The organism is Streptomyces sp. NPDC059906 (genome assembly GCF_042730645.1).
Taxonomy (GTDB): domain Bacteria; phylum Actinomycetota; class Actinomycetes; order Streptomycetales; family Streptomycetaceae; genus Streptomyces; species Streptomyces rubrogriseus.
The window spans coordinates 231,230-254,061 of record NZ_JBHWKU010000005.1 but is presented as its reverse complement, the minus strand read 5'-3'; the positions used below and the strand labels follow the sequence as shown (position 1 = coordinate 254,061).

Sequence of the window (22,832 nt, the reverse complement as noted above, 5' to 3'; positions counted from 1 at the left end):
GTCAAGCTCCCTTCGCGGCCTGGAACAACTCCGCCCGCGGATCCTCGTCCGCGGTCGCCTCGCGATACGCCTCAAGCGCGTCACGAGCCTTCCCCGTCAGATCCTTCGGAACACTCACCTCCACGGTGACCAGGAGGTCGCCGCGGGTGCCGTCCTTGCGGACCGCGCCCTTGCCCCGGGCCCGCATGGTGCGCCCGCCCGGCGTGCCCGCCGGCAGCTTCAGCGTGACGGGCGGACCGCCCAGGGTCGGGACGCGGACCTCGCCGCCGAGGGCCGCCTCGGCGTAGGTGACCGGGACGGTGACGGTGAGGTTGTCGCCCCTGCGGCCGAAGACGGGGTGCTCCTTGACGTGCACGACCACGTACAGGTCGCCCGCCGGGCCGCCCCGCTCGCCCGGCGTGCCCTTGCCGCGCAGCCGGATGCGCTGGCCGTCCAAGACCCCGGCGGGGATACGGACCTGCATCGTCCGCGAGGACTTGGCGCGTCCGGAGCCCTTGCAGACCTCGCAGGGGTCCTCGGCGATCAGGCCGCGGCCCTTGCAGTCCGGGCACGGGTCGGTGAGGGAGAAGCCGCCGCCCGAGCCCCGGGCGACCTGGCCGGTGCCGACGCAGGTCGGGCACACGCGCGGCGTGCCGTTCTTGTCGCCGGTGCCCGAACAGGCCTTGCAGGGCGCCTGCGAGGACATCCGGAGCGGCACGGTCGCGCCCTCGATGGCCTCGGTGAAGCTCAGGGTGACCTCGGACTCGATGTCCTGCCCGCGCCGCGGCTGCGTGCGCGTGCCGGTGCCCGGTCCGCCGCCGGTGCGGTTGAACAGGCCGCCGAAGACGTCCCCGAGGCCGCCGCCGAAGCCGCCGGCGCCGCCCTGGCCTCCCCCGCCCTGGGCGCCGCCTCCGAAGAGGTCGCCCAGGTCGAAGTTGAAGGTGCCGCCGCCGCCCGCGCCCGGCCCCGGGCGGAAGCCCCCGTTGCCGAAGAGGCTGCGGGCCTCGTCGTACTCCTTGCGCTTCTTGGGGTCACCGAGGATGTCGTTGGCCTCGGAGATCTCCTTGAAGCGCTCCTCCGCCTTGACGTTCCCCTTGTTGGCGTCCGGGTGGTTCTCGCGGGCGAGCTTGCGGTACGCCTTCTTGATCTCGGCCTCGGTGGCGTCCTTGGGGACGCCGAGAACCTTGTAGTAGTCCTTCTCGATGAAGTCCTTCGTGCTCATCCCCGACGTCCCTCCTCTCGCGCCCTGTGCGTCACTTCGAGCTCAGCCCTCGTCCGGGCCACCGCTCTCCTTGGTCCCGGCGTCGTCCTCCGCGCCGGAGGCGTCCGGCGCCTCGGTGGCGTCCTCGGCCGGCTTGACCGGCTGGGCGCCCGGCTGCGGCTCGGCGACCGCCACCCGCGCGGGGCGGATGGTGCGTTCGCCGATCCGGTACCCGGGCTGCAGGATCGCCACGCAGGTCGTCTCCGTGACGTCCGGTGCGTAGGAGTGCATCAGGGCCTCGTGGATCGTCGGGTCGAAGGGCTCGCCCTCCTTGCCGAACTGCTGGAGGCCCATCTTGGCGATGACCGTCTCCAGCGACTCCGCGACGGACTTGAAGCCGCCGACCAGTTCGCCGTGCTCCCGGGCGCGCCCGACGTCGTCGAGCACGGGAAGCAGCTCGGACAGGAGGTTCGCGACGGCGACCTCCTTGACCGCGACGCGGTCCCGCTCCACCCGGCGGCGGTAGTTCTGGTATTCGGCCTGGAGGCGCTGGAGGTCCGCCGTGCGCTCGCCGAGCGCCGTGCGCACCTGGTCCAGCTGGGCCACCAGGCCCGCGTTCTCGCTCGCGTCCCCGGCCGGGGCCGCCCCCTCTTCGGAGGCGGCCTGCGGCTCGGCGTCGTCAGGGGTGGCGCCGGAGGGGACGTCGGGCTTCTCCTCGAAACCCGGGGTCTCCTCCGTCACGCGGCACCGTCCTTGCGCTCGTCGTCCACGATCTCGGCGTCGACGACGTCGTCGTCGGCCTTGTCGCCGGAGGCGGCACCCGCGTCGGCGCCCGGGGCCTCGCCGCCGGCGGCCTGCGCGGCCTGGGCGTCGGCGTACATGGCCTGGCCCAGCTTCTGCGAGACGGCGGCGACCTTCTCGGTGGCGGTGCGGATCTCGGCGGTGTCCTCGCCCTTGAGCTTCTCCTTCAGCTCGGCGACGGACTCCTCGACCTCGGTCTTGACCTCGCCGGGGACCTTGTCCTCGTTGTCCTTGAGGAACTTCTCCGTCTGGTAGACGAGCTGCTCGCCCTGGTTGCGGGACTCGGCGGCCTCGCGGCGGGCGTGGTCCTCCTCCGCGTACTTCTCGGCCTCCTGGCGCATCCGGTCGACCTCGTCCTTCGGCAGCGAGGAGCCGCCGGTGACGGTCATCTTCTGCTCCTTGCCCGTGCCCAGGTCCTTCGCGGTCACGTGCATGATGCCGTTGGCGTCGATGTCGAAGGCGACCTCGATCTGCGGGACGCCGCGGGGCGCCGGCGGCAGACCGGTCAGCTCGAACATCCCGAGCTTCTTGTTGTACGCCGCGATCTCGCGCTCGCCCTGGTAGACCTGGATCTGCACGGAGGGCTGGTTGTCCTCGGCGGTGGTGAAGATCTCCGAGCGCTTGGTCGGGATCGTCGTGTTCCGCTCGATCAGCTTGGTCATGATGCCGCCCTTGGTCTCGATGCCGAGGGACAGCGGGGTGACGTCGAGCAGCAGGACGTCCTTGACCTCGCCCTTGAGGACACCGGCCTGCAGGGCGGCGCCGATGGCGACGACCTCGTCCGGGTTGACGCCCTTGTTGGCGTCCTTGCCGCCGGTCAGCTCCTTGACCAGCTCGGCGACGGCGGGCATACGCGTGGAGCCGCCGACGAGAACGACGTGGTCGATCTCGCTGAGCTGGATGCCGGCGTCCTTGATGACGTTGTGGAACGGCGTCTTGCAGCGCTCCAGCAGGTCGGAGGTCAGCTGCTGGAACTGGGCGCGGGTGAGCTTCTCGTCCAGGTGCAGCGGGCCCTCGGCGGACGCCGTGATGTAGGGGAGGTTGATCGAGGTCTCGGTGGACGAGGACAGCTCGATCTTGGCCTTCTCGGCGGCCTCGCGCAGGCGCTGGAGGGCCATCTTGTCCTTGCCCAGGTCCACGCCGTGGCCGGACTGGAACTGCTTGACCAGGTAGTCGACGACGCGCTGGTCCCAGTCGTCACCACCGAGGTTGTTGTCACCGTTGGTGGCCTTCACCTCGACGACGCCGTCGCCGATCTCCAGCAGCGAGACGTCGAACGTACCGCCACCGAGGTCGAAGACCAGGATGACCTGCTCGTCCTTGTCGAGGCCGTACGCCAGCGCGGCGGCGGTCGGCTCGTTGACGATGCGCAGGACGTTGAGGCCCGCGATCTCACCGGCCTCCTTGGTGGCCTGGCGCTCGGCGTCGTTGAAGTACGCCGGGACGGTGATGACCGCGTCGGTCACCTTCTCGCCCAGGTAGGACTCGGCGTCCCGCTTCAGCTTCTGCAGCACGAAGGCGCTGATCTGCTGCGGGTTGAAGTCCTTGCCGTCCAGGTTGACCTTCCAGTCGGTGCCCATGTGGCGCTTGACCGAGCGGATGGTCCTGTCGACGTTCGTGACCGCCTGGCGCTTGGCCACCTCGCCGACGAGCACCTCGCCGTTCTTGGCGAAGGCGACGACGGACGGCGTGGTCCTGGCGCCCTCGGCGTTGGTGATGACGGTGGGCTCGCCGCCCTCCAGAACGCTGACGACGGAGTTAGTCGTGCCCAGGTCGATGCCGACCGCACGTGCCATGGTGAATAACCTCCAGCTGACTTGAGTGGAACAGGCTCAAGTGTGCATGACGCCCGGCGATGGGTCAACAGAGGTGAGTCGAGCCGACTCAACTCTTATCCGCTCCTTACACGCAACGACGCCCCGACCTGTACGTTCTCGGTACGCGCGGCCTGACGAACCGGAAAAATCGCCGCCCGGAAGGACGCACCGCCCGCGACTCCGGTTGCCCCGCGAGGCGCCTGGGACACTCCGGCCCGCACCCGCCCACCCCGCCCGGCCCGGCCCGGTGGACCGGAGCCCGTGCCTCCACACCCCGCCGGGGTCAGGGTTGCCTCAGCGACGCAGATCACCGCACGTCCGACTACAGTGCGGCGGAGGATGGGGGTACTCTCAGACGAACTGAATAAGTTACCGCTTAGTAATACCGCCCCCTCGCAACCTCGCAGGCCCGAGGAGCCCCCAAATGCAACTCGCCGCGATCATCGTGTCGCTGGTCCTGATCGTGGTCGGCGTCGCACTGTTCGGCCGCGCCGTCCTGCAGATCGTCACCTACCTGCGGCTGGGCCAGCCGGTGCCGGCCGGAACGCGGACCAACGACCCCGTGGACCGCACCGTCACCGTGGTCAGGGAGTTCCTCGGCCACACCCGGATGAACCGCTGGGGCATCGTCGGCGTGGCGCACTGGTTCGTCGCGGTGGGCTTCTTCTCCCTGCTGCTGACGATCGTCAACGCCGTCGGCCAGCTCTTCCAGGCCGACTGGATCCTGCCGGTCATCGGCGACTGGGCGCCGTACAACGTCTTCGTCGAGTTCATCGGCACGATGACGGTGCTCGGCATCCTGGTGCTCATCGGCATCCGGCAGCTGTCCCACCCGCGCAAGCCGGGCCGCAAGTCCCGCTTCGCCGGCTCCAACTTCGGCCAGGCGTACTTCGTCGAGGCCGTCATCCTCATCGTCGGCGTCTGCATCTTCATGCTGCACGCGCTGGAGGGCGCCCTCCACCACGTCGACGGCTACGAGGCGTCGTTCTTCATCTCGTACCCGGTGGTCTCCGCGCTCCGGGACGCGGACCTCGGCACGCTCCAGAACCTCGTCTACTTCTTCGCCGGGCTGAAGATCGCGACCTCCTTCATCTGGATGATCACGGTCGCCCTGAAGACCGACATGGGCGTGGCCTGGCACCGCTTCCTGGCCTTCCCGAACATCTGGTTCAAGCGCGACGCCAAGGGCGGCACCGCGCTCGGCGCGCTGCTCCCGATGACCTCGGGCGGCAAGCCGATCGACTTCACCGACCCCGGCGACGACGACGTCTTCGGCGTCTCCCAGGTCGAGCAGTTCTCCTGGAAGGGCCTGCTGGACTTCTCCACCTGCACCGAGTGCGGCCGATGCCAGTCGCAGTGCCCCGCCTGGAACACCGGCAAGCCGCTCTCCCCCAAGCTCCTGATCATGTCCCTGCGCGACCACGCGCACGCCAAGGCCCCCTACCTGCTGGCCGGCGGCGGCAAGACGATGGAGGGCGAGGAGAAGGCGTCCGAGGAGCAGCTCGCCGGTGTCCCGGCCGCGGCCCTGGCGGAGGCCGAGCGCCCGCTGATCGGCACCCTTGAGGCCGCATCCGACAGCGGCTTCGCCGCGGGCGGCGTCATCGACCCGGACGTCCTGTGGTCCTGCACCACCTGCGGCGCCTGCGTCGAGCAGTGCCCGGTCGACATCGAGCACGTCGACCACATCGTCGACATGCGCCGCTACCAGGTCATGATCGAGTCGGCGTTCCCGTCCGAGGCGGGCACGATGCTCAAGAACCTGGAGAAGAAGGGCAACCCCTGGGGCCTGGCGAAGAAGCAGCGCCTGGAATGGCTCAAGGAGCTGGACTTCGAGGTCCCGGTCGTCGGCAAGGACATCGAGGACCTCACCGAGGTCGAGTACCTGTACTGGGTTGGCTGCGCCGGCGCCCTCGAGGACCGCGCCAAGAAGACCACCAAGGCGTTCGCCGAGCTGCTCCACATCGCGGGCGTCAAGTTCGCGATCATGGGCGGCGACGAGAAGTGCACCGGCGACTCCGCCCGCCGCCTCGGCAACGAGCCCCTGTTCCAGGAGCTCGGCATGGAGAACGTCATGTCCCTCAACGCCGCCTTCGGCGAGGAGATGGACGACGACGGCAAGGTGGTGCCCGAGTCGGCGAAGCCCAAGTCGGCGAAGAAGATCGTCGCCACCTGCCCGCACTGCCTCAACACCCTCGGCAACGAGTACCCGCAGCTCGGCGGCGACTACGAGGTCATCCACCACACCCAGCTGCTCCAGCACCTGGTCGACGAGGGCAAGCTGCTCCCGGTCACCCCGGTCGAGGGCATCATCACCTACCACGACCCCTGCTACCTGGGCCGCCACAACAAGATCTACACCCCGCCGCGCGAGATCATCGCCGCCGTCCCCGGCGTCCGCAACGAGGAGATGCACCGCCACAAGGAGCGCGGCTTCTGCTGCGGCGCCGGCGGCGCGCGGATGTGGATGGAGGAGCGGATCGGCAAGCGCATCAACAACGAGCGCGTCGACGAGGCCCTCTCCGTCAACCCGGACATCGTCTCCACGGCCTGCCCGTTCTGCCTGGTCATGCTGACGGACTCGGTCAACGGCAAGAAGAACGACGGAACGGCCAAGGAGTCCATCCAGGTCGTCGACGTCGCCCAGCTCCTGCTGGACTCCGTCAGGACCCCGGCCGACCCGACCGGCGAGCCGACGCCGGAGAGCGAGCCGACGCCGGAGCCGGTGAAGTAGCCGCCGCGCACCCGCTCGACCGACACCCCCGGGTTCCGTCCGCACCCGGGGGTGTCGCCGTATGTCGAACGCGTGCATGATTACCCGGTCGTTGTCGGTGCTGGTGTTACGGGTTGATACGGACGAGGTGAACGGTGCGGCGCCTGCGAAGAACCACCCTGACCGGCACGGCCGCCGCCGGCTGCCTGCTGCTGCTCGCCGCCTGCGGCCACGGCCCGGCGCCCGCGGCCGAGGACGCCGCCGCGCCCACCCCCGTACGCGCCGCCCAGGCCCCCGCCCTGCTCCCCGTCCCGCACGGCGAGGGCAGCGAGGTCCCCGACGACTTCAACGGCGACGGCCACCGCGACCTGGTCCTCGACAACCTGGTCACGGCGGAGACCCACACGGACGACGCGGGCATCGGCATCGTCTACGGCTCTCCCCGCGGACTGGTGCCGGGAGCCCGGCAGTTGCTCACGCCGAAGAAGTACGCGGCGCCGACCGACGGCCGGTTGCCGGCCGTCTTCGAGGCGGAGGCGAGCTGCGACCTCGACGGCGACGGCTTCACCGACCTCGTGGTCACCACCGACCCGCCCTACGACGGCCAGGGCCGCCCCCCGGTCCCGCTCCAGCTCCTCTTCGGCTCCCCGTCGGGACCGACCGGCCGTGCGGTCCCGCTGACCATCCCGGACAAGGCCCGCTACGGCAACGACTGGCCCGAGCGCCCGGTGTGCGGCGACTTCGACGGCGACGGCGCCCAGGACCTGGTCGTCCACGCCTCCGCCGGCCGCCTCAGCCACCTGCGCGGCCCCTTCACCCGCGAGGGCGCCCCGGACAGGGCCGGCGCGCCCGTCCCGTCCCCCGGCGAGGCACCGACCGGCCCCGCCGCCGACGTGAACCGCGACGGGTACGACGACCTGGTCGTCCGCGTCTCCGCGGGCCCCGGCAAGGCGGCCCTCGTCCTGGGCGGCCCCGACGGCCCGGCCCGCACCGGGGTCACCCTCCCCACCGGCGTCGACATCGCCCTGGGCGCCTTCGGCAAGGGCAAGGCGCTGGACGCGGCGGTGGGCACCCTGGACGGCACCGCGCTGCGCTACGACCTCCCCACCGCGGCCCGCGGCACCCTCGACACCCCCGGCTCGATGCTCGACGCCGCCGACTTCGACGGCGACGGCCTGAGCGACCTGGTCTCCAGCGGCTCCGGAGTACGCGTGTACCCCGGCCGCGCGACGGGCCCCACGACGCGGGGCGCGGTCACGGTGCGGCCCGCGTCGACGGGCACGACCCGGGTGCTGACGGCCGGCGACTTCGACGGCGACGGCCTGGCGGACCTGGTGCTGCGCACGTCCCAGGGCGACACGAAGGACTCCGTCGAGATCCACCGGGGCACGACGAACGACCTGGTCACGCCACGGGCCGCGGTCACCTTCTCGACGACACAGTTCCTGACCCCCTCCTGACCCACTCCTGACCCCGTAGGGGCCCGGCGGACGCACGCGCCGGGCCCACCGGTCGGACGTCGGGGACGCCTCGGGGAGCACCCGTAAGGGATGTCACAGCTCGGCAGCAAAGGACCCCCGAACCGCCGGGCCCCGCACGTCACTCTCCGGGACCAGGTACGTTCGAAGGCGTGGCTGGATTCAGGATCGGACGCGGCCGGGACAACGGCGCTCCAAACGCGCGACCGCAACGCCCCCCGTACGGACAGCAGGCGCCCCAGGGACCCCCGTACGGCGGCCCGGCGACGCCTCAGCAGCCGTACCCGCAGCCGCCGTACGGAGGTGGCGCCCCCGGACCGGGCCGGGCCCCCGGCGGATCGCCCTGGCCGCAGGCACCCGGCGGCGGGCACGGCGGCGGACCTGTCGGCGGGCACGGTGAGCCGGAGTACTTCGGCGACGGCGGCTACGGACAGGGCGGCCCCGGCGGCCACCCCCAGCAGGCCCCGTACGACCCGTACGCGGCCAACAACCCGGGCCACACCCAGGCGTTCACGGTCGACGACCCCTACCACCAGGGCGACACCTACCGCGCCGGCTCCGCCCCGGCCCCCGGCCCGGTCGGGCCCCGCCTGCACTGGAAGGACCTCCTGAGGGGCGTGATCCTGGCGCCCAACCAGACCTTCCTCCAGATGCGGGACTACGCGATGTGGGCCCCGGCGCTCATCGTGACGTTCCTCTACGGCCTGCTGGCGGTCTTCGGCTTCGACGGCGCCCGCGAGGAGGCGATCAACGCCACCCTCTCCAACGCGATCCCGATCGTCCTGACCACGGCGGTGGCGCTGGTGCTGAGCGCCTTCGTCCTGGGTGTGGTCACCCACACCCTGGCCCGCCAGCTCGGCGGCGACGGCGCCTGGCAGCCCACGGTCGGCCTCTCCATGCTGATCATGTCCCTCACGGACGCCCCGCGCCTGGTCGTCGCGATGTTCGCCGGCGGTGACGCGCCCTTCGTCCAGATCCTCGGCTGGGCCACCTGGGTCGCGGCCGGCGCCCTCCTCACCCTGATGGTCGGCCGCTCCCACGACCTGCCCTGGCCGAAGGCGCTGGGCGCGTCCGCGATCCAGCTGATCGCACTGCTGTCGATCGTGAAGCTGGGCACGTTCTAGCCGCAGGCATACGGAAGGGCCCCGGCGGGTACGTCACGCCGGGGCCCTTCGCGTCGGATCTGTCCGCCGGTCCGTCCGGTCAGGCGTCGAGCACCTGTCCCTGCCGCCGTACGACGGGCGGCTGAACGCTCCAGGCTGAGTGACCTGTATGAGGGTAGTAACCTTGCTTCACTCCGGCAGAGGCCCGCCGGGGTGGGGGAGGAACCAAGCGTGGCACGCAAGGTGGCCATCTACACCCGGATCTCACGAGACGACGAGGGCGACGGTCTAGGAGTCGCCCGCCAGCGGCAGGACTGCGAACGACTGGCCGACCTGCGCGGACTGAGCGTGGCGAAGATCTACGAGGACAACGACGTCTCCGCGTACAAACGGAACGTGCGCCGCCCCGAGTTCGAGCTGATGCTGTCCGATCTGACGGCCGGGCTCATCGACGGCGTGGTGTCCTACGACCTGGACAGGCTGGCCCGCCAGCCGAAGGATCTTGAACGTCTGATCGAGGTCTTCGAGACCCGGAAGCGCCTGACGTTCGTCACCGTCACGAACGACATCGACCTGTCGTCGGCGGACGGCCGGACCATGGCACGCGTGATGGTCGCGTTCGCCAACAAGTCGTCACACGACACCGCCCGCCGCATCAAGCGGAAACACCTCGAACTCGCGTTGAACGGGAAGTCGAACGGCGGCCCGTCGCCGTACGGGTGGAAGAAGGACGACCCGAACAAAGTCGACCCCGAGGCGGCACGGCACATCCGTGAGGCACAGAAGGAGATCCTGGCCGGAGTGCGCATCGGCACCATCCGTAAGCGCTGGCAGGAAGAGGGGATCGGCCGACCGCGCGAGGGAACCAAGCGGATGGCACACCACCACGTCGAACTGATGGTGACCAGCCCCCGACTGTGCGGCTACCGCACCTATCACGGTGAGATCCTGCTCAACGACAGTGGGGAACCGGTGATCGGCGAGTGGGACACGATCAACACTCCGGAGGAGTGGGAAGCAGTCTGCGCCGCCGTTGCCGAACGGAAGCAGGCCAACCCTGCCGCCGGTAGGCCGGTCGCGCGCAAGTATCTGCTCTCCGGTATCGCCCGCTGCGGACTGTGCCACAACAAGATCAGGGGTCAGATCAACCGACTCTGGAAGCCAGGATCGAAGGCGTCGAAGTACAGCTATCAGTGCTCCGTCGTGAACGGCGGTTGCGGCAAGGTCGGACGGGTCGGGGAACCCATAGAGAACCTGATCATCGACCTCGTCCTGGAGGAACAGCGCAGGAGGGCGGCGGAGGACGGCAGCCCTACGTCTGCGGAGTGGCCGAGGGAGGCCGAGTTCAAGGCCGTATCGGACGACATCAAGGCCCTGACCACGGCCGCGAACAACCGCAAGATCACCATGTCCTCGCTACTTCAGCTCCTGCCGGATCTGGAGCGCCGACGGGACGAACTGAAGCTGGAACGTGGCCGCTTTCAGAGGGAGATCAAGCGGGCTGAGTCCGTCAGCGAGGGGATCAAGAGCCGCGAGGAGCTGCGAGAGCTTCCCATCGAGCGGCAACAAGAGATCATCCTGCACAGCCTGTCGGCTGTGGTGATCCACCCGGCCGGGCGCGGCAAGCGGATCTTCAATCCTGACCTGATCGAACCTGTCTGGCGGGACTGACCAGGACGGACGGCCCCAGACATCATGAATCTGGGGCCGTCCTCTGTTTGACGCTGCTCACTCGCCATGAAGTGTGCGGAGACGCCTGACCCATGCCCGATCCCTCACCGGTGCGCGCTCCAGGTGTCTCCGGAGCCACTCGTCCCTACTGGTGATCTTCTGCTGAGTCGCCACTATCCCCGCCCTCTGGGGCCCCGTTCGTGACGTGCGGTTTCGCGGTTGCGGGCCAGATCATCCGCTATCCCGGCGGCGATAAGCGCGGCGCCGGGGGTGTGGCCGGAGCCGACGTAACGCCAGTGCGCGTCTGTGATCGCGTCGGGGATGTCAGCGTGGCCGACGTGGTGGGCACGTTCGGCACGCAAGGCGGCGTAGGTGGTGGAGTAGGCGCGGGATTTGGTGAGGATGTGGCCCCGGTAGCCGAGGGTGTGGGTCCAGGTGCGCAGGCGCAGGGGCTCGAATTCGGGGAGGCCGCCGAGGCGCCAGCAGGTGTGCATGAGGGTGCGGACGTGTCGGCTGACGGGGGCCGAGTCGATGTCGTCGCAGGTGGTGACTTTGTGGTCGGTGCCGGCGCCTGTCTCGTCGGTGCCCTTGCTGACGTACTTGGCGACGTAGGCGGCCACGGCATCATCGTCGGGCCCGTCACCTTCAGCGTGCAGGGCGCGCACGTCGGTCTGCGTGCCCCAGCTCAATTCCAGTTCGCCTACGGCCAGGCTGTAGGGGGTGCGGACGGTCACGCGCTGGGCGGAGGCGTGCACGGCGCGGGTGAGCCGATCCGTCGTGCCCCAAGACGGGGGTTCGTCGGTGGGACCGTCAGGGCCGTCGAGGCGAACCACGGCATGCACATGGACGGCCGCCCGCTTCTGATACTCGGCGATGCGCGCGAAGGACAGCCGGGCGTGCCGGGCGAAGCGGGATTGCACGATGCCCGCCGAGGAGGCGAGGCGCCGCCGGACGTGGATGACGAAGCGGTCCCACAGCTTGGAGGCATGGGCGTGCCACAGGACGTGTGCGGTGTAGTCGTAGCAGTCCGGGCAGAGGGGCTGTCCGACAGCGGGAGCGTCCGGGGCGTGCATGGTCCCGCAGCCGAGGGGGCGGCCGTGTTCGCAGGTGCCCCCGTCACGGCGAGGCCGGCACAGCACTCCGGTCCGGTGGACGGGTCCGAAGGAAGGTGCGGTCAGGGTGACGAAGAGGCGCGGACGCGTGCGAACGGTGGCGGGAACGTTCTTGCCGCCCATGAGACCGGCGCGAACCAGGTGGAACGTGTCGCCCGCGTGGAGTCGGGAGCAGGCAGGACAGACCGTTGCCCGGCGGTTGCGGCAGCGGACCAAGAGGCGTTCGCCGGGTTCGTTGCGGGTGTCGTAGTGGCGGAGGATTTCGCCGGTTGCGTGGTCCACGGTGGTGGTGGAGCCGGAGAGGTGGACGGGATGAGCGCAGCCGCCGGTTTGGGAGGTCTGTTGCAACCAGCGGGAGAAGTCGGGGTCTTGGGCGATGCGGAGGGCGTCTCGGTCGGCTTCGGGGAGCTGACGCAGGCGCGCCGCGTGGTCGAGGGCGGCGCGCCGGTCAGCCGGGGTGGTGGGGTGCGGGGTGATGGTGGTGACCTTCCGGGGTGGGCCGCCGCAGCGGCACGGGTGGCGGGTGGTGGCGCGTCATCCGTCATGGGGATCACTCCTCATCGGGTGCTGAGTGGGGTCGTTGGTCAGCGGATGGTTCCGGTGCCCCGGCAGACGCGGCAGCGGCGCAGTCGTCCGGTCCAGGTCTTGCGGGCTCCGTCGCCCTTGCAGTGGGGGCACCTCACGCGGCGCATCGTCATGTGCAGGACTCCTTGTCTCTCAGGTGTGGGAGAAGCCGCTGATGACCCACGTGACGAGGCCATGGATGGTGAACAGGACGGGGGTCTGTCCGAGGTAGAGGCCGAAGAGGCCGACGCAGACCGCTTCCCAGCCGCGTACGTCGCGGGAGCGGACGAGGAGGACGGTGATGATCCCGAAGACCACCGCGAACGTGAACGCCGTACCTTCGCTGATCACTTGCCGTCTCCATCCAGCGCCGCCAGGGCGCGCTCTATGGCCGCGAGTTCGGGGGTCATGCCGGAGTGCTTCCGGGCCGTCGCCACGGCCTCATCCGTCGGGGTGAGGTGAGAGCGGGCACGGGCCCAGCCCCCATCCGGGCCGGTGCACACGGCCACCCCGCGTTCCTGAGCCGTGATCGCTTGCGCGACCGCTACGGCGTCCTTGTTGAGGTCGCCCAACGTCATCTCTGCCGTGCCGGGATCGTTGACGCGGTGGCAGATCCGGCCGCCGAGCTGGGCACGCAGGGCAGTGACGCCGGGGCCGAGGTCAGATCCGACACGTTGGCCGGCAACCACCAGGTGCAGGCCGAGCGCGGCACCGAGCTGCGCCAGCCGCAGCAGGAGCGTGGAGCACTGCTCTGCTTCCGCCTTGCTCTGCCGGGTGCCGTCGGACAGGTACAGCTCCGCGATCTCGTCCACCAGCACCACGACCGGCACCGGCCGGAGCTTGTCCGGCAGCTCCCAGATCGAGCGCACTCCGGCGGTCCGGCAGGCACTCATGCGGTCCTGCATGTCGACCACCAGGGCCGTCAGCACGGCGATCGCTTCGCGCCTCGATGTGGCGAGCGCGCTCAGCCGGTCGGCGAAGAGGCCGAGTTCCATGCCGTCCTTGCAGTCGATGCCGACCAGGGCGACGGGTTGGGGCGCGAGCTGGGTGATGAGCCGGGCGAGGAGTGTGGACTTGCCCGAGCGGGTGGCCCCGGCGATGAGCCAGTGCGGGACCAGGCGCAGGTTCATCACCCACGCCCCGCCCGTCTCCAACGCCCCGATCAGCGCCGAGAGCAGTTCCGCCGGGGCACTGGCTAACCCGGGCCTCAGGAGCGGGTCCGTGGCCGTGGCGGTCAGCAGCACCAGGCCGCGTTCCGGCGAGGTCACCCGCACGGCGTGGACCTTCCACGCGTGGACCAGGGCGTCAGCCGCCTGCATGTACGTGGCCGGGGTCTGGCCCGCGTGCAGCCGCACCACCACACTCAAGCCCATGCGGGTGGCGCGCGGGAAGGAGATCCGCGGAGCCACCGGCCGCACCGGGTCGCCCTTGACCAGCAGATGCCCGACCAGCGTGCGTGCCGGGAGCCGGGATACGGCGAGGTCGTTGAGCAGGGCGACCCGCCGCCAGGTGAACACCACCCGCCATGCCGTGACCGGGTATCCGGTGAGGTACCAGTGCCAGGCCGGACGGTGCCGGCGCACCAGGTCACCGACGAACAGCAGCCACGCCAGCACGGCGAGGGCGAAGGCGAGGAGGAGGGGTCCCATCAGGCGTCACCGCCCTTGCCGTGCGCCGTCGCCGTGGCGGGTAGGGGGGTGATGGCGTCGGCGCGGAAGCTGATGCCGTGCCGGTCGCCCATCGCCCAGGCGAACGCGGTCAGACCGGTGACCTTGACGATCTGGCCTTCCTGGATGCCTTTGGGCTCGCCGCTCACGGCGATCTCGATGACGGAGATCCGCCGCCGGTCCTGCCGCACGGTGACGGCGACGGTGTAGACCGGGTTGCCGTCCCGGTCCTTCTTCACCTCCTGTGTCTCGGGGTTGCTGAGCTTTGCTTCCGGCGCGATGGCGCAGCGCAGTACGCCGAGCCGCGTCGTGTCCACGGGAATGGACTGCATTTCTGTGGCCTCCCTGGCCAATCAGGACGCCCGACCTGTACGGACGTCACTTGTCCTTACGAGTAAAGAGCTTGGAGCACTGTACGGCGAGAATGCAACTACTTATGCTGACGAGTGATGTCGCGCGTGCGACGTGCCTACGACACCAGACCGGAGATGTTGAGATGACGGAGATCCAGCGCCCCGGAGCCCTCTACCAACAGGTGGCCGCCGCCATCCGGGAAGCGATCCTGTCGGGCGAGTTCGCCCCCGAGTCCCTGCTGCCGTCCGAAGCCCAGCTCATGGCCCGCTACCAGGTCTCCCGCCCCACCGTCCGCAACGCCATCGCAGCACTGCGGACAGAGGGGCTGATCGACGTCCGACACGGCAAGGGCAGCTTCGTACGCTCCGGCGGACACCCCACGCTCGCCCTTGACCGCCGCATTCAGAACGCTCCCGGCGGAAGGTTCGTGATGCCCGGGGGCGACGTCTGGGACGAGGCCGAGGAACCGAGCGTGCACCGCACCCGCACGACGAAGGCGACCGGGCGACTCCTCGGTCTGGGCGGGGAAGAGGAGCTGTTCGGCTGTGACCGTCTCCTGGTCGACGCCGCCACGGGCACCCGGGCGATGCATCGGACGCTGATCCCCTTCGAGGTCGCCGAGAGTGTGCCGGCACTCGCCGAGGAGCCGGGCCAGCAGCCGACAGCCGTCTACGCCGTCTTGGCCAAGGCCGGGCACAAGCTGTGGTGGTCGGAGACAGTACGCGCCCGCATGCCAGTACCCGACGAGCGCACCACCCTCCAGCTCCCGGACGCGACCCCGATCCTGCACCTGTCCCGCATCACGCACGGCACCGACGACCGCCCGCTGATCCTCGAAGAACTCCGCATCGGAGCCGACCGCGCCGAAGCCGCCTACCGGATCACCGCCGACAAGCAGCCCACCCGACGCCGCCAGACCTGACCGGCGACGATGATCGGTCGAAACCACCTTCACTTCCTCAAGGGCGCGCCTGCGGCGCGCCGGGGCGCCCGGCCGCCCCGGCCGGGCGTGCGGCGTGACCGCCGGTCCCGTCCGGTCGCCCGACGCCCCACACCGCAACTCGGCCGAGGAGTCGAGGCGACGCCCGCCCGCCGGAGGCTGGGGCGCGGTCGGCTGGGGGTCGCCGGGCTCCGAGACTTTAGGCAGCCACCATGGGGCGAGCCTCGAAGAACAGGGGGCCCATCGGGCACAAACGCGGGCAGGACCAGTGCCTGCCCGATTCGCCGGGCGAGCGTAAGGCCCCCTGTTCACTCGCCCCATGGCAGCTCCCGCCCAAAGTCTCTCCACCCGACGACGTGCCCATCCGCACCGCTCACCCGCTACGGCGCCCATCACCGCGCACCGCCGTCACGGTCAGCCAGCGCCTCCAAGAGCACGGCGAGCCGATCCGCCGTCTCCGGCCAGCCCGCCAGGCGCACCACACCGCGCCCCGTCTCGTCCGCCGACGCCACGGCCCGCACCGCGGACAACTCGAAGCCCGCGCCCAAGAGCGCACGATTCAGCCGATCCGCAGACTCTCGCGCCGACCGCCAGCCCCCGACGTAATCGACCCCAGGCACCCATAGACCCGACTCCGCGTCCGCGATGTCGTCGAGGCCGTCTCGAACCCAATCCTCACCCGCGCCGGTCACTTGGCCACTCCCATCCGTATCCGACGGATCGTCAACTCTTCTTGGCCCGGGGCGTGTAGACAGCACAGCGACCCCGGTACCATCGGGCACCGGGGAACGCTGTGTCCCCTCCCGGACCACCCCGGTTGCTGCCAGGCGCGGGGGTGGTCCGGTCTCGGTATGAGGTTGTGAAGCGCGGCCCCTTGGCCGGGTGGGGAACCCGGTAGACAGTTCGCAAGGGACCGCGCCCCGTGGGCCGGAGAGGTCAGACTCCGGCCGGTGTCCGGGCCGTCGCTCCGCTCCTGATCGCGAAGGAGTGTTCGGGAGGCGACGGCCCGGAGATCAACGAGGTGAGCCGGCCTCTGCTCCTTGGGCCACATCCATGCGGCACCACACCGTCTTGCCGCCGCCGTCTCCCGGCGTCCACCAGACAGCGGAGGCCAGCCGCTGAACGATCAGCAGCCCTCGACCGTTGTCGGGCAGCACTGCCTCTGACAGCTCACCCATCAGCCCAGGCGAGAAGACATCTCCGACAGGGAGGAGCGGCGGCGTCGAGTCCTCATCCGTGACCCCGATGAAGAGCCACTTCGGCCACAGCTTGAAGCTCACGTCCATACGACGGGACCCGCCAGGCTGAGCCAGAGCAGGTTCCGGCACGACGTGATTCACCACGTTGCCGACCAGTTCCGAGACGATCAACCGAGCGTCGTCCACCATGGCATCCGCACCTGCGCCCCGCAGGAACACGGCCGTCATATCTCGCGCCACGCGCGCCGAGTCGGCGGCCTCCGCAAAGAGGGTCACAGTCAAGAAGTGCCCTGCGGAGAGATCAGGCTTCGCGAACCAATGGGCGAACGCCTCGATCTCCGCACCCACGTGCTCGCGCTGCCGCGCTTTCCTCGCATCCATGACGTCCCCTTGTCAGCTTCGGCGGCCCCTTCCCGGACCACTTGCTACGCGGAAGCCAGTACACGGCGAACGGCGTCTGGCCGGGAGTGTCCACCGGGGGGTTCAGATGAACACCGGCAAAGCCCAGGGGGGTTCACCGATGAACCCCCAAGCCCGTCGCGTTGTGACACGATGAACACTCGCCGTCATTTCTCGGGTTGGCAGGGGAGCATGAGCCGAGAGCCGAACGCGCAACTGATCGCCGTCATGAACGAAGCGCAGGTCTCGAACAAAGGGCTTGCGAAACGAATGAAGGTCGCCGCAACACAACGCGGCGTGCCCCTGGGAACCACTCACGTCGCCGTCCAGCGTTGGCGCGACGGCGCAGGCATCCAGCCTCAGACGGCAGCGATCATGGCCGATGTCCTCAGTGCCCAGCTGAACCGTCGCGTCACGCCCGGCGATCTCGGATTCTTCGATCATGCGAAGCAACCCACCCCGGACTCTGTCGGTTACCCGAGCACTGTCCCCGACGCGCTGTCCATGCTTGACGGACTAGCCCAGGAACGTGCCGAAGACACACCGGACGATGGAGGTCTGATCGTCGCCGACGCGGACCTGAGTTCCACCGTTCTGTCGTGGATGATCAGTCGGCCCGACGGCATCCAGGCCGACAGGCCGGCACACCAGCGAATCGGCATGCGCGACGTCCGGGCAATCCGAGACGCAGCGGACATGTTCATGCAGCTCGACTTCAAGTACGGAGGCGGCCACGGCCACCGCGCCTTACGCCACTACTTCCGGCACGAAGTCCTCCCCCTGCTCAGCGCGAGCTACAGCCAGAGGGTTGGCACCGCGCTCTACGGCGCAGCCGCCGAAGTGTCCCAGCTCCTCGCATGGACCGCGTACGACACCGGCAACCACAGGCTCGCCCACCGCTACCTGACCTCCACTCTGCGCCTGTCCCAGGTCATCGACGACCGCATGTTCGGCGCCCGCATTCTCGGCAACCTCAGCCACCAAGCCAATTACCTCGGCCATCACACCCAGGCCATCCAGTTGGCCCGAGCCGCCGTCGAGGGAGCCAAAGGGAGAGCCACCCCACGTGCCATGGCGAACTACGCCGCGATGGAAGCGCGGGCCCTGTCTAACGCAGGCGACCGGATCGCCGCCGGACGCGCCATGAACGAAGCGGAACGCCACTTCGAGCGCGCGGACACCGGAGAAGACCCGGCATGGCTGGGCTACTTCGACTCAGCGGAACTCATGGGCGAACTCTGCCATTGCTTCCGCGACCTCAAGATGCGCCGCGAAGCCGTCGAGCAGGCGCAGCGGGCCGTGGACAGTACCGACCCGAAGTACGCCCGCACGCTCGGGTTCTGCCGCATGGTTCTCGCCCAGAGCCAGCTACTAACCGGCGAACTCGAAGCCGCCGTCCAGACAGCCAGCCTGGCCGTGGACGGCGGCGACAGCCTCCAGTCGAACCGATTCCAGCGCTACGTCACCGACTTCCAGGCCGAGGTCAGCGCACATGGAGGCAACCCCGTGGTGGCCGCCTTCAACGACCAGGTACGCGATGCGCTGGCCCGCCTGGACGACGACGAGTAGCCCCCTACCAGGGACGCCAGTCCCGCGGAGCACCGTCATCACGAAGCGCCGCAATGCGCCGGCGGTACTCTGCAGCCGTCCTCTCGTCCTCCCGGATGTTCTGCATGAGCCACGTCGTCATGCCGAACTCCTGAAGACCCCGAAGCGTCTCGTAACCGGGCCAGTCGTACAGGTCCCGCCCATACGCACTCACGAAGTCGGCGTACTGCTCGTCGCTCTGCCACCCAAGGCTGTGATGCTCAACAGCGGTGACCATCAGATCCCACTCAGGGTGGTCGTAGCAGAAGGCCTCGAAGTCGATCAGCACCACCTGCCCACGGTCGTCCACCATCAGGTTTTGCACGTGAGCATCCCCGTGCACCGGCCCCTTGGGCGTATCGAACCGGAGCTTTGCACAGCGATCTTGCAGCTCACACCACCGCTTACGCAGGAACGTCCTGTCATTCTCGGGGATCGGCGCACGATCGATCCGCAGCTCCTGCTTACCGAAGGGGTCAAACCGAGGGAGCTCAAGACCGGCTGGCAGCGTGAGCGAGTGAAGGTCACGCAGCACGGCCCCTAGCTCCCCGTAGGCAGGCTTGCGATCGCCCTCGACGATCTGATGCCAGAGGGTCACCGGGTAACCGTCGATCAACAAGGGTTGTTCAAGATCCTCCACGACGCGCGCTGCGGAGACCCCTTCCCTAGCCAGCCACCGGGAAACAGCCACCTCCTTACGCGCCGTGGCCAACCACTCGTGCCCTCTTGCAATACGCACGATCACCGGTACGGAGGCCAGCCGGAACAACGCGTTCTCTCCAAGCCGGATCAGCTCCGCCCCATCACCGTCGAGCCCGGCAGCCCTACACGCACCGCCCATCACTCGCATCGCCGTCGCCGACGTGAACCCTTCGTCCGACCAAGCAGCGTCAACCGCCATGCCCGTACCAGCTCCCCTAGTCGCGCGATCAACTGACGTGCGGCAAGGGTGACCAGCCCTTGCACGGCAGACGGTGACGACCGTACCCACACCGCGACACTTATACGACCCGCCAACTTCTTCGGGCCCAATCGGAGATGACAGGCTGACGGACGGTGACTTACGGGCACCCGTAGGGGTCCGTATACTGGTCCGCTTGTTCATCAGCTATGCTCATGTCTCCCTATGCCCGCGCGCGCGAGAGAGACCAGTGGACAAGGTAGCTGCCACCGAACGCTCCCACACTAAGCAGGAGACGCTGCCTATCCCACCCTGGGAAGATCGTCCACTGACGTCCGCTAAGAAGCTTTCCCCAAAACGTCCGGCAGTCGAAAAAGCAGGACTAGCAGACGTTTTTCCGTACTATGCCGGTTTTGCATTCGAGTGGGCCCAAAGTCGACTTACCAGCTTGGATTTGGAAAAGTCAGCTGTCGTGCTAGACCCTTGGAACGGCAGCGGGACCACAACCTTGGCTGCCCAGACAGCAGGTTTTCACTCAGTCGGAATCGACCTAAACCCAGTGGCCAACAAGGTCGCATATCTGCGCACTAGTCTTCTTGCTGGCGATTCAGTTGCCCACCCGCCGCCCCCTATCTCAAGCCATGGGCCTCTCAGTTCAGATGCACTACTAGCTTGGTTCCACGAGTCCACCGTGAGGCGAATCCGCGACTGGACTGAATCTTTCTCCTCAGTGAGAGTGGAACAATCCGCCCTCGGATATGTAGCACTTTTCAGGGTAATTAGGCGACTCTCACGGAAGTTTGAGGGTAGTAATCCCACCTGGGTAAAGCGCGCCAGAAATCCAGAAGATCTAATAAAGATTAAACCGAACGAGATCGACGACGCGATCTCCAAGGAACAGCTTTTTGTGGCAGATCGCCTCACTACGGCCCCTGTCCGAGCAAAGCCATCACTTCTTTTGACGGCCTCTGCAATGGAAATTCCACTGCTGGACAACAGCGTCGACGCAGTCTTGACTTCTCCGCCATATCTGACGCGTATTGACTATGCTGTCGCATATGCGCGGGAACTCGCCATTTTGGGAATCGACATCGATAGCGACCGCTCACTACGGCGAGCACTCATGGGAACAACACTGACCCGTCCCACTCAGGTTGAGACTTACGACCATCTAAGTGAAGTGAGTCGCGATCTACTCAAAAAGGTGGCCGGCCATGAAAGCAAGGCCTCCAGCAGCTACTACCTGAAGCAGGCCCGTCAGTACCTCTGTGACCTTGCACGCGGGTTGCAAGAGATCACTCGGGTTTCCAAACCGGGAGCGCACATGATGCTGGTAGTGCAGGATTCTTACTACAAAGATATCCCTGTTCCCCTTGCAGAAATTTGTATCGCCGAGTCACGACTACGGGGGTGGGAACTGGTGGGACGAGAAGCCTTTCCCGTGAAGAGAACTCTAACCGCCGTTAACACTCCAGCTCGAGCTTATAAAAAGGGCGAAGTCGCCGAGACAGTTGTCAAGTTCAGGAGTGTGCGAAATGGCTGATCTGCAGATTCCGGCATCTCCAGACGTTCTCATCGAGGCCATTGACCAAAACATCACAGCTGCCCGCACAAGCGCAATCGACTTTTCCTTCAATGAACTTGCAGATATGTACAAGTCTGGCGAGCTCAGCATTGAACCCGATTTCCAGCGTGTTTTTCGCTGGACGGAGGGAGCGCGCTCACGTTTCATCGAGTCCTTGCTCCTAGAGCTGCCGATCCCGCCCATCTTCATGATTGAAACAGCGAACCGTGAATACGAGCTGATCGACGGATTGCAGCGAATCTCCTCCTTCCTGCACTACCGCGGCGAAATGCCGGGAAAAGACCCTTTGATTCTTTCTGAATGCGACATCGTCACAGAATTGAACGGGTGCTCCTATTCTGACCTTCCTCGGGCTCTTCAGGTTAAGCTGAAACGTAGCTACGTCCGTGCCGAGATCCTGCGGAAGGAGAGCGATCCGCGACTCCGCTATTACATGTTCAAGCGCCTCAACACTGGCGGTGAACGGCTTTCAGCACAAGAGGTCAGAAACGCCACCATTCGCCTTCTCTCGAATAAGTTCAATCAGTTCATTATCGGCCTAAGTCGTGAACCGGAATTCTGGTACTGCATTCAGTCGATCAGCCAAGGCGCCAAAGACAGGAAATTCGACCAGGAACTGGTTCTTCGATTCTTCGCATTCAAGAACGCTGTGGCAGGTTATCGACATGATGTCGCGGACTTCCTGACCGGTTACATGGAAGCAGTTTCTGATCCTGCAAGTCATCAGCAGTTCAACTACGAAGCAGAAGAGGAAAACTTCCGCAAGACTTTCCGAGTTATCCGTCGCATCGGCGAATTCCTCGACTACGGGCCTAAGGTTTTGGGTACTGTCAGCACAAGCGGCGTCCCACGAAGGCAGTTCTCGGTATTCCACTTTGAAGGAATCGCACTCGGTCTTCAACGCGTCATCGAGCGTCTGAATGAAGAGGACGAGCAACAGCTAGCCAAGGTTGCCGAGGTCGTGCGGACCGGGAAGGGCGACCGAAAATTCCTCAACGCGACGGGTGGGGGTAAGAACGACCGGATCTCGCTTGCTACCCGCATTGGATACTTCGCTGAGCGCTTCGAAGAGGCCCTGAGTGAAGATCTCTGACTTGCGCCTACAACTTGAAGAAGACCTTGCCTGGCGACTTGATGAACTGAGACATCTGCGTAATAACCTCTTGGGTACCACGGATAGAGACGCCTGGGAGCCGAGATCCATGCGGGCGATTCTCGTGATGCAGTATGCGCATCTAGAGGGCTTTACACGGAACGCACTTTCCCTCTATGTAACCTTAGTCAATTCACGGCGTCTACATGCGGAGGCCCTGCAGCCCCAGTTGCTTGCAGCGGCTCTCACCGGAGAGTTCAAATCCCTTTATAGTGGAGACTTCAGCCCACAGGACGTCGAGGGTCGTCTATCGCGCAGAGTAAAAGGTCACGTCGCTTTCCTCGATCGGCTCAAGGTGCTTTCAGCGACGCCCGTGGAAATCGCGGCCGAAGTAGCCGTGTCAATGGAGATGAACCTCAGCCCCGACGTACTTCGCCGTAACCTTTACATGCTCGGCATACCAGAAGACAAAGTGCATCGGGGCCAGTATGCTGCTATCGAGTTCGTCAAGAACACCCGAAATGACATCGCCCATGGTAGTCGGACAGAGGTAATCCCACCCGGGTTGTTCGACGCACATCGAAAGAAGTGCGAGCAGTTCATGGGTGATCTATCGCGAATCATTACCCGAGCCGCGTCTGAAGAGTGGTTCAAGTCCACATAGCCTATGA

The 22,832-nt window shown here is 67.2% G+C and carries 19 protein-coding genes; 9 read left to right on the top strand and 10 right to left on the bottom strand.

What is annotated here, in order from left to right; translation table 11 throughout:
• Position 1 precedes the first annotated feature (1 nt).
• From dnaJ to dnaK, 3 genes are read right to left on the bottom strand one after another with little or no spacing between them, the layout of a single operon-like run.
• Positions 2-1,201: a molecular chaperone DnaJ gene (dnaJ, locus tag ACFV9J_RS10930; RefSeq protein WP_385352686.1), complete on the bottom strand. Its 1,200-nt coding sequence runs from the start codon at positions 1,199-1,201 to the stop codon at positions 2-4.
• A 42-nt stretch (positions 1,202-1,243) separates the two neighbouring features.
• Positions 1,244-1,921 (bottom strand): nucleotide exchange factor GrpE, encoded by a 678-nt coding sequence (gene grpE, locus ACFV9J_RS10925; protein WP_385352684.1) that lies wholly within the window; start codon positions 1,919-1,921, stop codon positions 1,244-1,246.
• Positions 1,918-3,777, bottom strand: coding sequence for a molecular chaperone DnaK (gene dnaK / locus ACFV9J_RS10920; RefSeq protein WP_356868458.1), 1,860 nt, complete (start codon positions 3,775-3,777; stop codon positions 1,918-1,920). Before dnaK ends, grpE begins: the two co-directional genes overlap by 4 nt.
• Before the next feature lie 445 nt (positions 3,778-4,222).
• Between dnaK and ACFV9J_RS10915 the strand changes: the two genes are divergently transcribed.
• From ACFV9J_RS10915 to ACFV9J_RS10900, 4 genes are all read left to right on the top strand, one after another.
• Positions 4,223-6,529 (top strand): heterodisulfide reductase-related iron-sulfur binding cluster, encoded by a 2,307-nt coding sequence (locus ACFV9J_RS10915; RefSeq protein ID WP_385352681.1) that lies wholly within the window; start codon positions 4,223-4,225, stop codon positions 6,527-6,529.
• Between the two features lie 134 nt (positions 6,530-6,663).
• Positions 6,664-7,968, top strand: coding sequence for an FG-GAP repeat domain-containing protein (locus tag ACFV9J_RS10910; protein WP_385352679.1), 1,305 nt, complete (start codon positions 6,664-6,666; stop codon positions 7,966-7,968).
• 170 nt (positions 7,969-8,138) lie between these two features.
• Positions 8,139-9,110, top strand: a complete 972-nt coding sequence (locus tag ACFV9J_RS10905; RefSeq protein ID WP_385352677.1) for a Yip1 family protein — start codon at positions 8,139-8,141, stop codon at positions 9,108-9,110.
• A 210-nt stretch (positions 9,111-9,320) separates the two neighbouring features.
• Complete coding sequence (locus tag ACFV9J_RS10900) at positions 9,321-10,760, top strand: recombinase family protein (protein ID WP_385352675.1); 1,440 nt, start codon at positions 9,321-9,323, stop codon at positions 10,758-10,760.
• 173 nt (positions 10,761-10,933) lie between these two features.
• On the opposite strand, the gene ACFV9J_RS10895 is transcribed toward ACFV9J_RS10900, so the two are convergent.
• The 4 genes from ACFV9J_RS10895 to ACFV9J_RS10880 form a co-directional block, all read right to left on the bottom strand.
• Complete coding sequence (locus tag ACFV9J_RS10895; protein ID WP_385352910.1) at positions 10,934-12,289, bottom strand: replication initiator; 1,356 nt, start codon at positions 12,287-12,289, stop codon at positions 10,934-10,936.
• Between the two features lie 300 nt (positions 12,290-12,589).
• Positions 12,590-12,787, bottom strand: a complete 198-nt coding sequence (locus tag ACFV9J_RS10890) for a hypothetical protein (protein ID WP_093456885.1) — start codon at positions 12,785-12,787, stop codon at positions 12,590-12,592.
• On the bottom strand, positions 12,784-14,085 hold the full coding sequence (locus tag ACFV9J_RS10885) for an FtsK/SpoIIIE domain-containing protein (protein WP_385352672.1): 1,302 nt from the start codon (positions 14,083-14,085) through the stop codon (positions 12,784-12,786). Before ACFV9J_RS10885 ends, ACFV9J_RS10890 begins: the two co-directional genes overlap by 4 nt.
• Positions 14,085-14,435: a hypothetical protein gene (locus ACFV9J_RS10880; protein ID WP_385352670.1), complete on the bottom strand. Its 351-nt coding sequence runs from the start codon at positions 14,433-14,435 to the stop codon at positions 14,085-14,087. The genes ACFV9J_RS10885 and ACFV9J_RS10880 overlap by 1 nt, the downstream gene beginning before the upstream one ends.
• A 164-nt stretch (positions 14,436-14,599) precedes the next feature.
• Here ACFV9J_RS10880 and ACFV9J_RS10875 point away from each other — a divergent pair, with 164 nt between their 5' ends.
• Entirely contained in the window at positions 14,600-15,379 is a 780-nt protein-coding gene (locus ACFV9J_RS10875) for a GntR family transcriptional regulator (protein ID WP_385352668.1), read from the top strand.
• Between the two features lie 410 nt (positions 15,380-15,789).
• On the opposite strand, the gene ACFV9J_RS10870 is transcribed toward ACFV9J_RS10875, so the two are convergent.
• Entirely contained in the window at positions 15,790-16,089 is a 300-nt protein-coding gene (locus ACFV9J_RS10870) for a hypothetical protein (RefSeq protein ID WP_385352666.1), read from the bottom strand.
• Positions 16,090-16,410: 321 nt separating this feature from the next.
• The gene (locus ACFV9J_RS10865) at positions 16,411-16,977 is read right to left on the bottom strand and encodes an ATP-binding protein (protein WP_385352664.1); all 567 of its coding nucleotides are present in this window, start codon (positions 16,975-16,977) and stop codon (positions 16,411-16,413) included.
• Between the two features lie 210 nt (positions 16,978-17,187).
• Between ACFV9J_RS10865 and ACFV9J_RS10860 the strand changes: the two genes are divergently transcribed.
• Positions 17,188-18,564, top strand: coding sequence for a sporulation protein (locus tag ACFV9J_RS10860; protein WP_385352662.1), 1,377 nt, complete (start codon positions 17,188-17,190; stop codon positions 18,562-18,564).
• 4 nt (positions 18,565-18,568) lie between these two features.
• Here the strand turns inward: ACFV9J_RS10860 and ACFV9J_RS10855 are convergent, their stop codons facing one another.
• Positions 18,569-19,483 carry a phosphotransferase enzyme family protein gene (locus tag ACFV9J_RS10855; RefSeq protein WP_385352660.1) on the bottom strand — a complete coding sequence of 305 codons (915 nt, stop codon included), beginning with the start codon at positions 19,481-19,483 and terminating at the stop codon, positions 18,569-18,571.
• A 196-nt stretch (positions 19,484-19,679) separates the two neighbouring features.
• On the opposite strand from ACFV9J_RS10855, the gene ACFV9J_RS10850 reads away from it, so the two are divergent.
• The 3 genes from ACFV9J_RS10850 to ACFV9J_RS10840 are packed head-to-tail and all read left to right on the top strand — an operon-like array spanning position 19,680 to position 22,825.
• A complete protein-coding gene (locus tag ACFV9J_RS10850) occupies positions 19,680-21,026 on the top strand; it encodes a hypothetical protein (RefSeq protein WP_385352658.1) in 1,347 nt (448 codons plus the stop codon).
• Positions 21,019-22,161, top strand: coding sequence for a DUF262 domain-containing protein (locus ACFV9J_RS10845; RefSeq protein ID WP_385352656.1), 1,143 nt, complete (start codon positions 21,019-21,021; stop codon positions 22,159-22,161). The genes ACFV9J_RS10850 and ACFV9J_RS10845 overlap by 8 nt, the downstream gene beginning before the upstream one ends.
• Complete coding sequence (locus tag ACFV9J_RS10840; protein ID WP_385352654.1) at positions 22,148-22,825, top strand: MAE_28990/MAE_18760 family HEPN-like nuclease; 678 nt, start codon at positions 22,148-22,150, stop codon at positions 22,823-22,825. Before ACFV9J_RS10845 ends, ACFV9J_RS10840 begins: the two co-directional genes overlap by 14 nt.
• Positions 22,826-22,832 lie beyond the last annotated feature (7 nt).

What these genes read in the sequence shown, in the direction of transcription:
- dnaJ (WP_385352686.1), bottom strand. Translation starts at nt 1,201, where the DNA reads ATGAGCACGAAGGACTTCATCGAGAAGGACTACTACAAGGTTCTCGGC.
- dnaK (WP_356868458.1), bottom strand. Translation starts at nt 3,777, where the DNA reads ATGGCACGTGCGGTCGGCATCGACCTGGGCACGACTAACTCCGTCGTC.
- ACFV9J_RS10915 (WP_385352681.1), top strand. Translation starts at nt 4,223, where the DNA reads ATGCAACTCGCCGCGATCATCGTGTCGCTGGTCCTGATCGTGGTCGGC.
- ACFV9J_RS10885 (WP_385352672.1), bottom strand. Translation starts at nt 14,085, where the DNA reads ATGGGACCCCTCCTCCTCGCCTTCGCCCTCGCCGTGCTGGCGTGGCTG.
- ACFV9J_RS10880 (WP_385352670.1), bottom strand. Translation starts at nt 14,435, where the DNA reads ATGCAGTCCATTCCCGTGGACACGACGCGGCTCGGCGTACTGCGCTGC.
- ACFV9J_RS10875 (WP_385352668.1), top strand. Translation starts at nt 14,600, where the DNA reads ATGACGGAGATCCAGCGCCCCGGAGCCCTCTACCAACAGGTGGCCGCC.
- ACFV9J_RS10865 (WP_385352664.1), bottom strand. Translation starts at nt 16,977, where the DNA reads ATGGATGCGAGGAAAGCGCGGCAGCGCGAGCACGTGGGTGCGGAGATC.
- ACFV9J_RS10860 (WP_385352662.1), top strand. Translation starts at nt 17,188, where the DNA reads ATGAGCCGAGAGCCGAACGCGCAACTGATCGCCGTCATGAACGAAGCG.
- ACFV9J_RS10855 (WP_385352660.1), bottom strand. Translation starts at nt 19,483, where the DNA reads ATGGCGGTTGACGCTGCTTGGTCGGACGAAGGGTTCACGTCGGCGACG.
- ACFV9J_RS10845 (WP_385352656.1), top strand. Translation starts at nt 21,019, where the DNA reads ATGGCTGATCTGCAGATTCCGGCATCTCCAGACGTTCTCATCGAGGCC.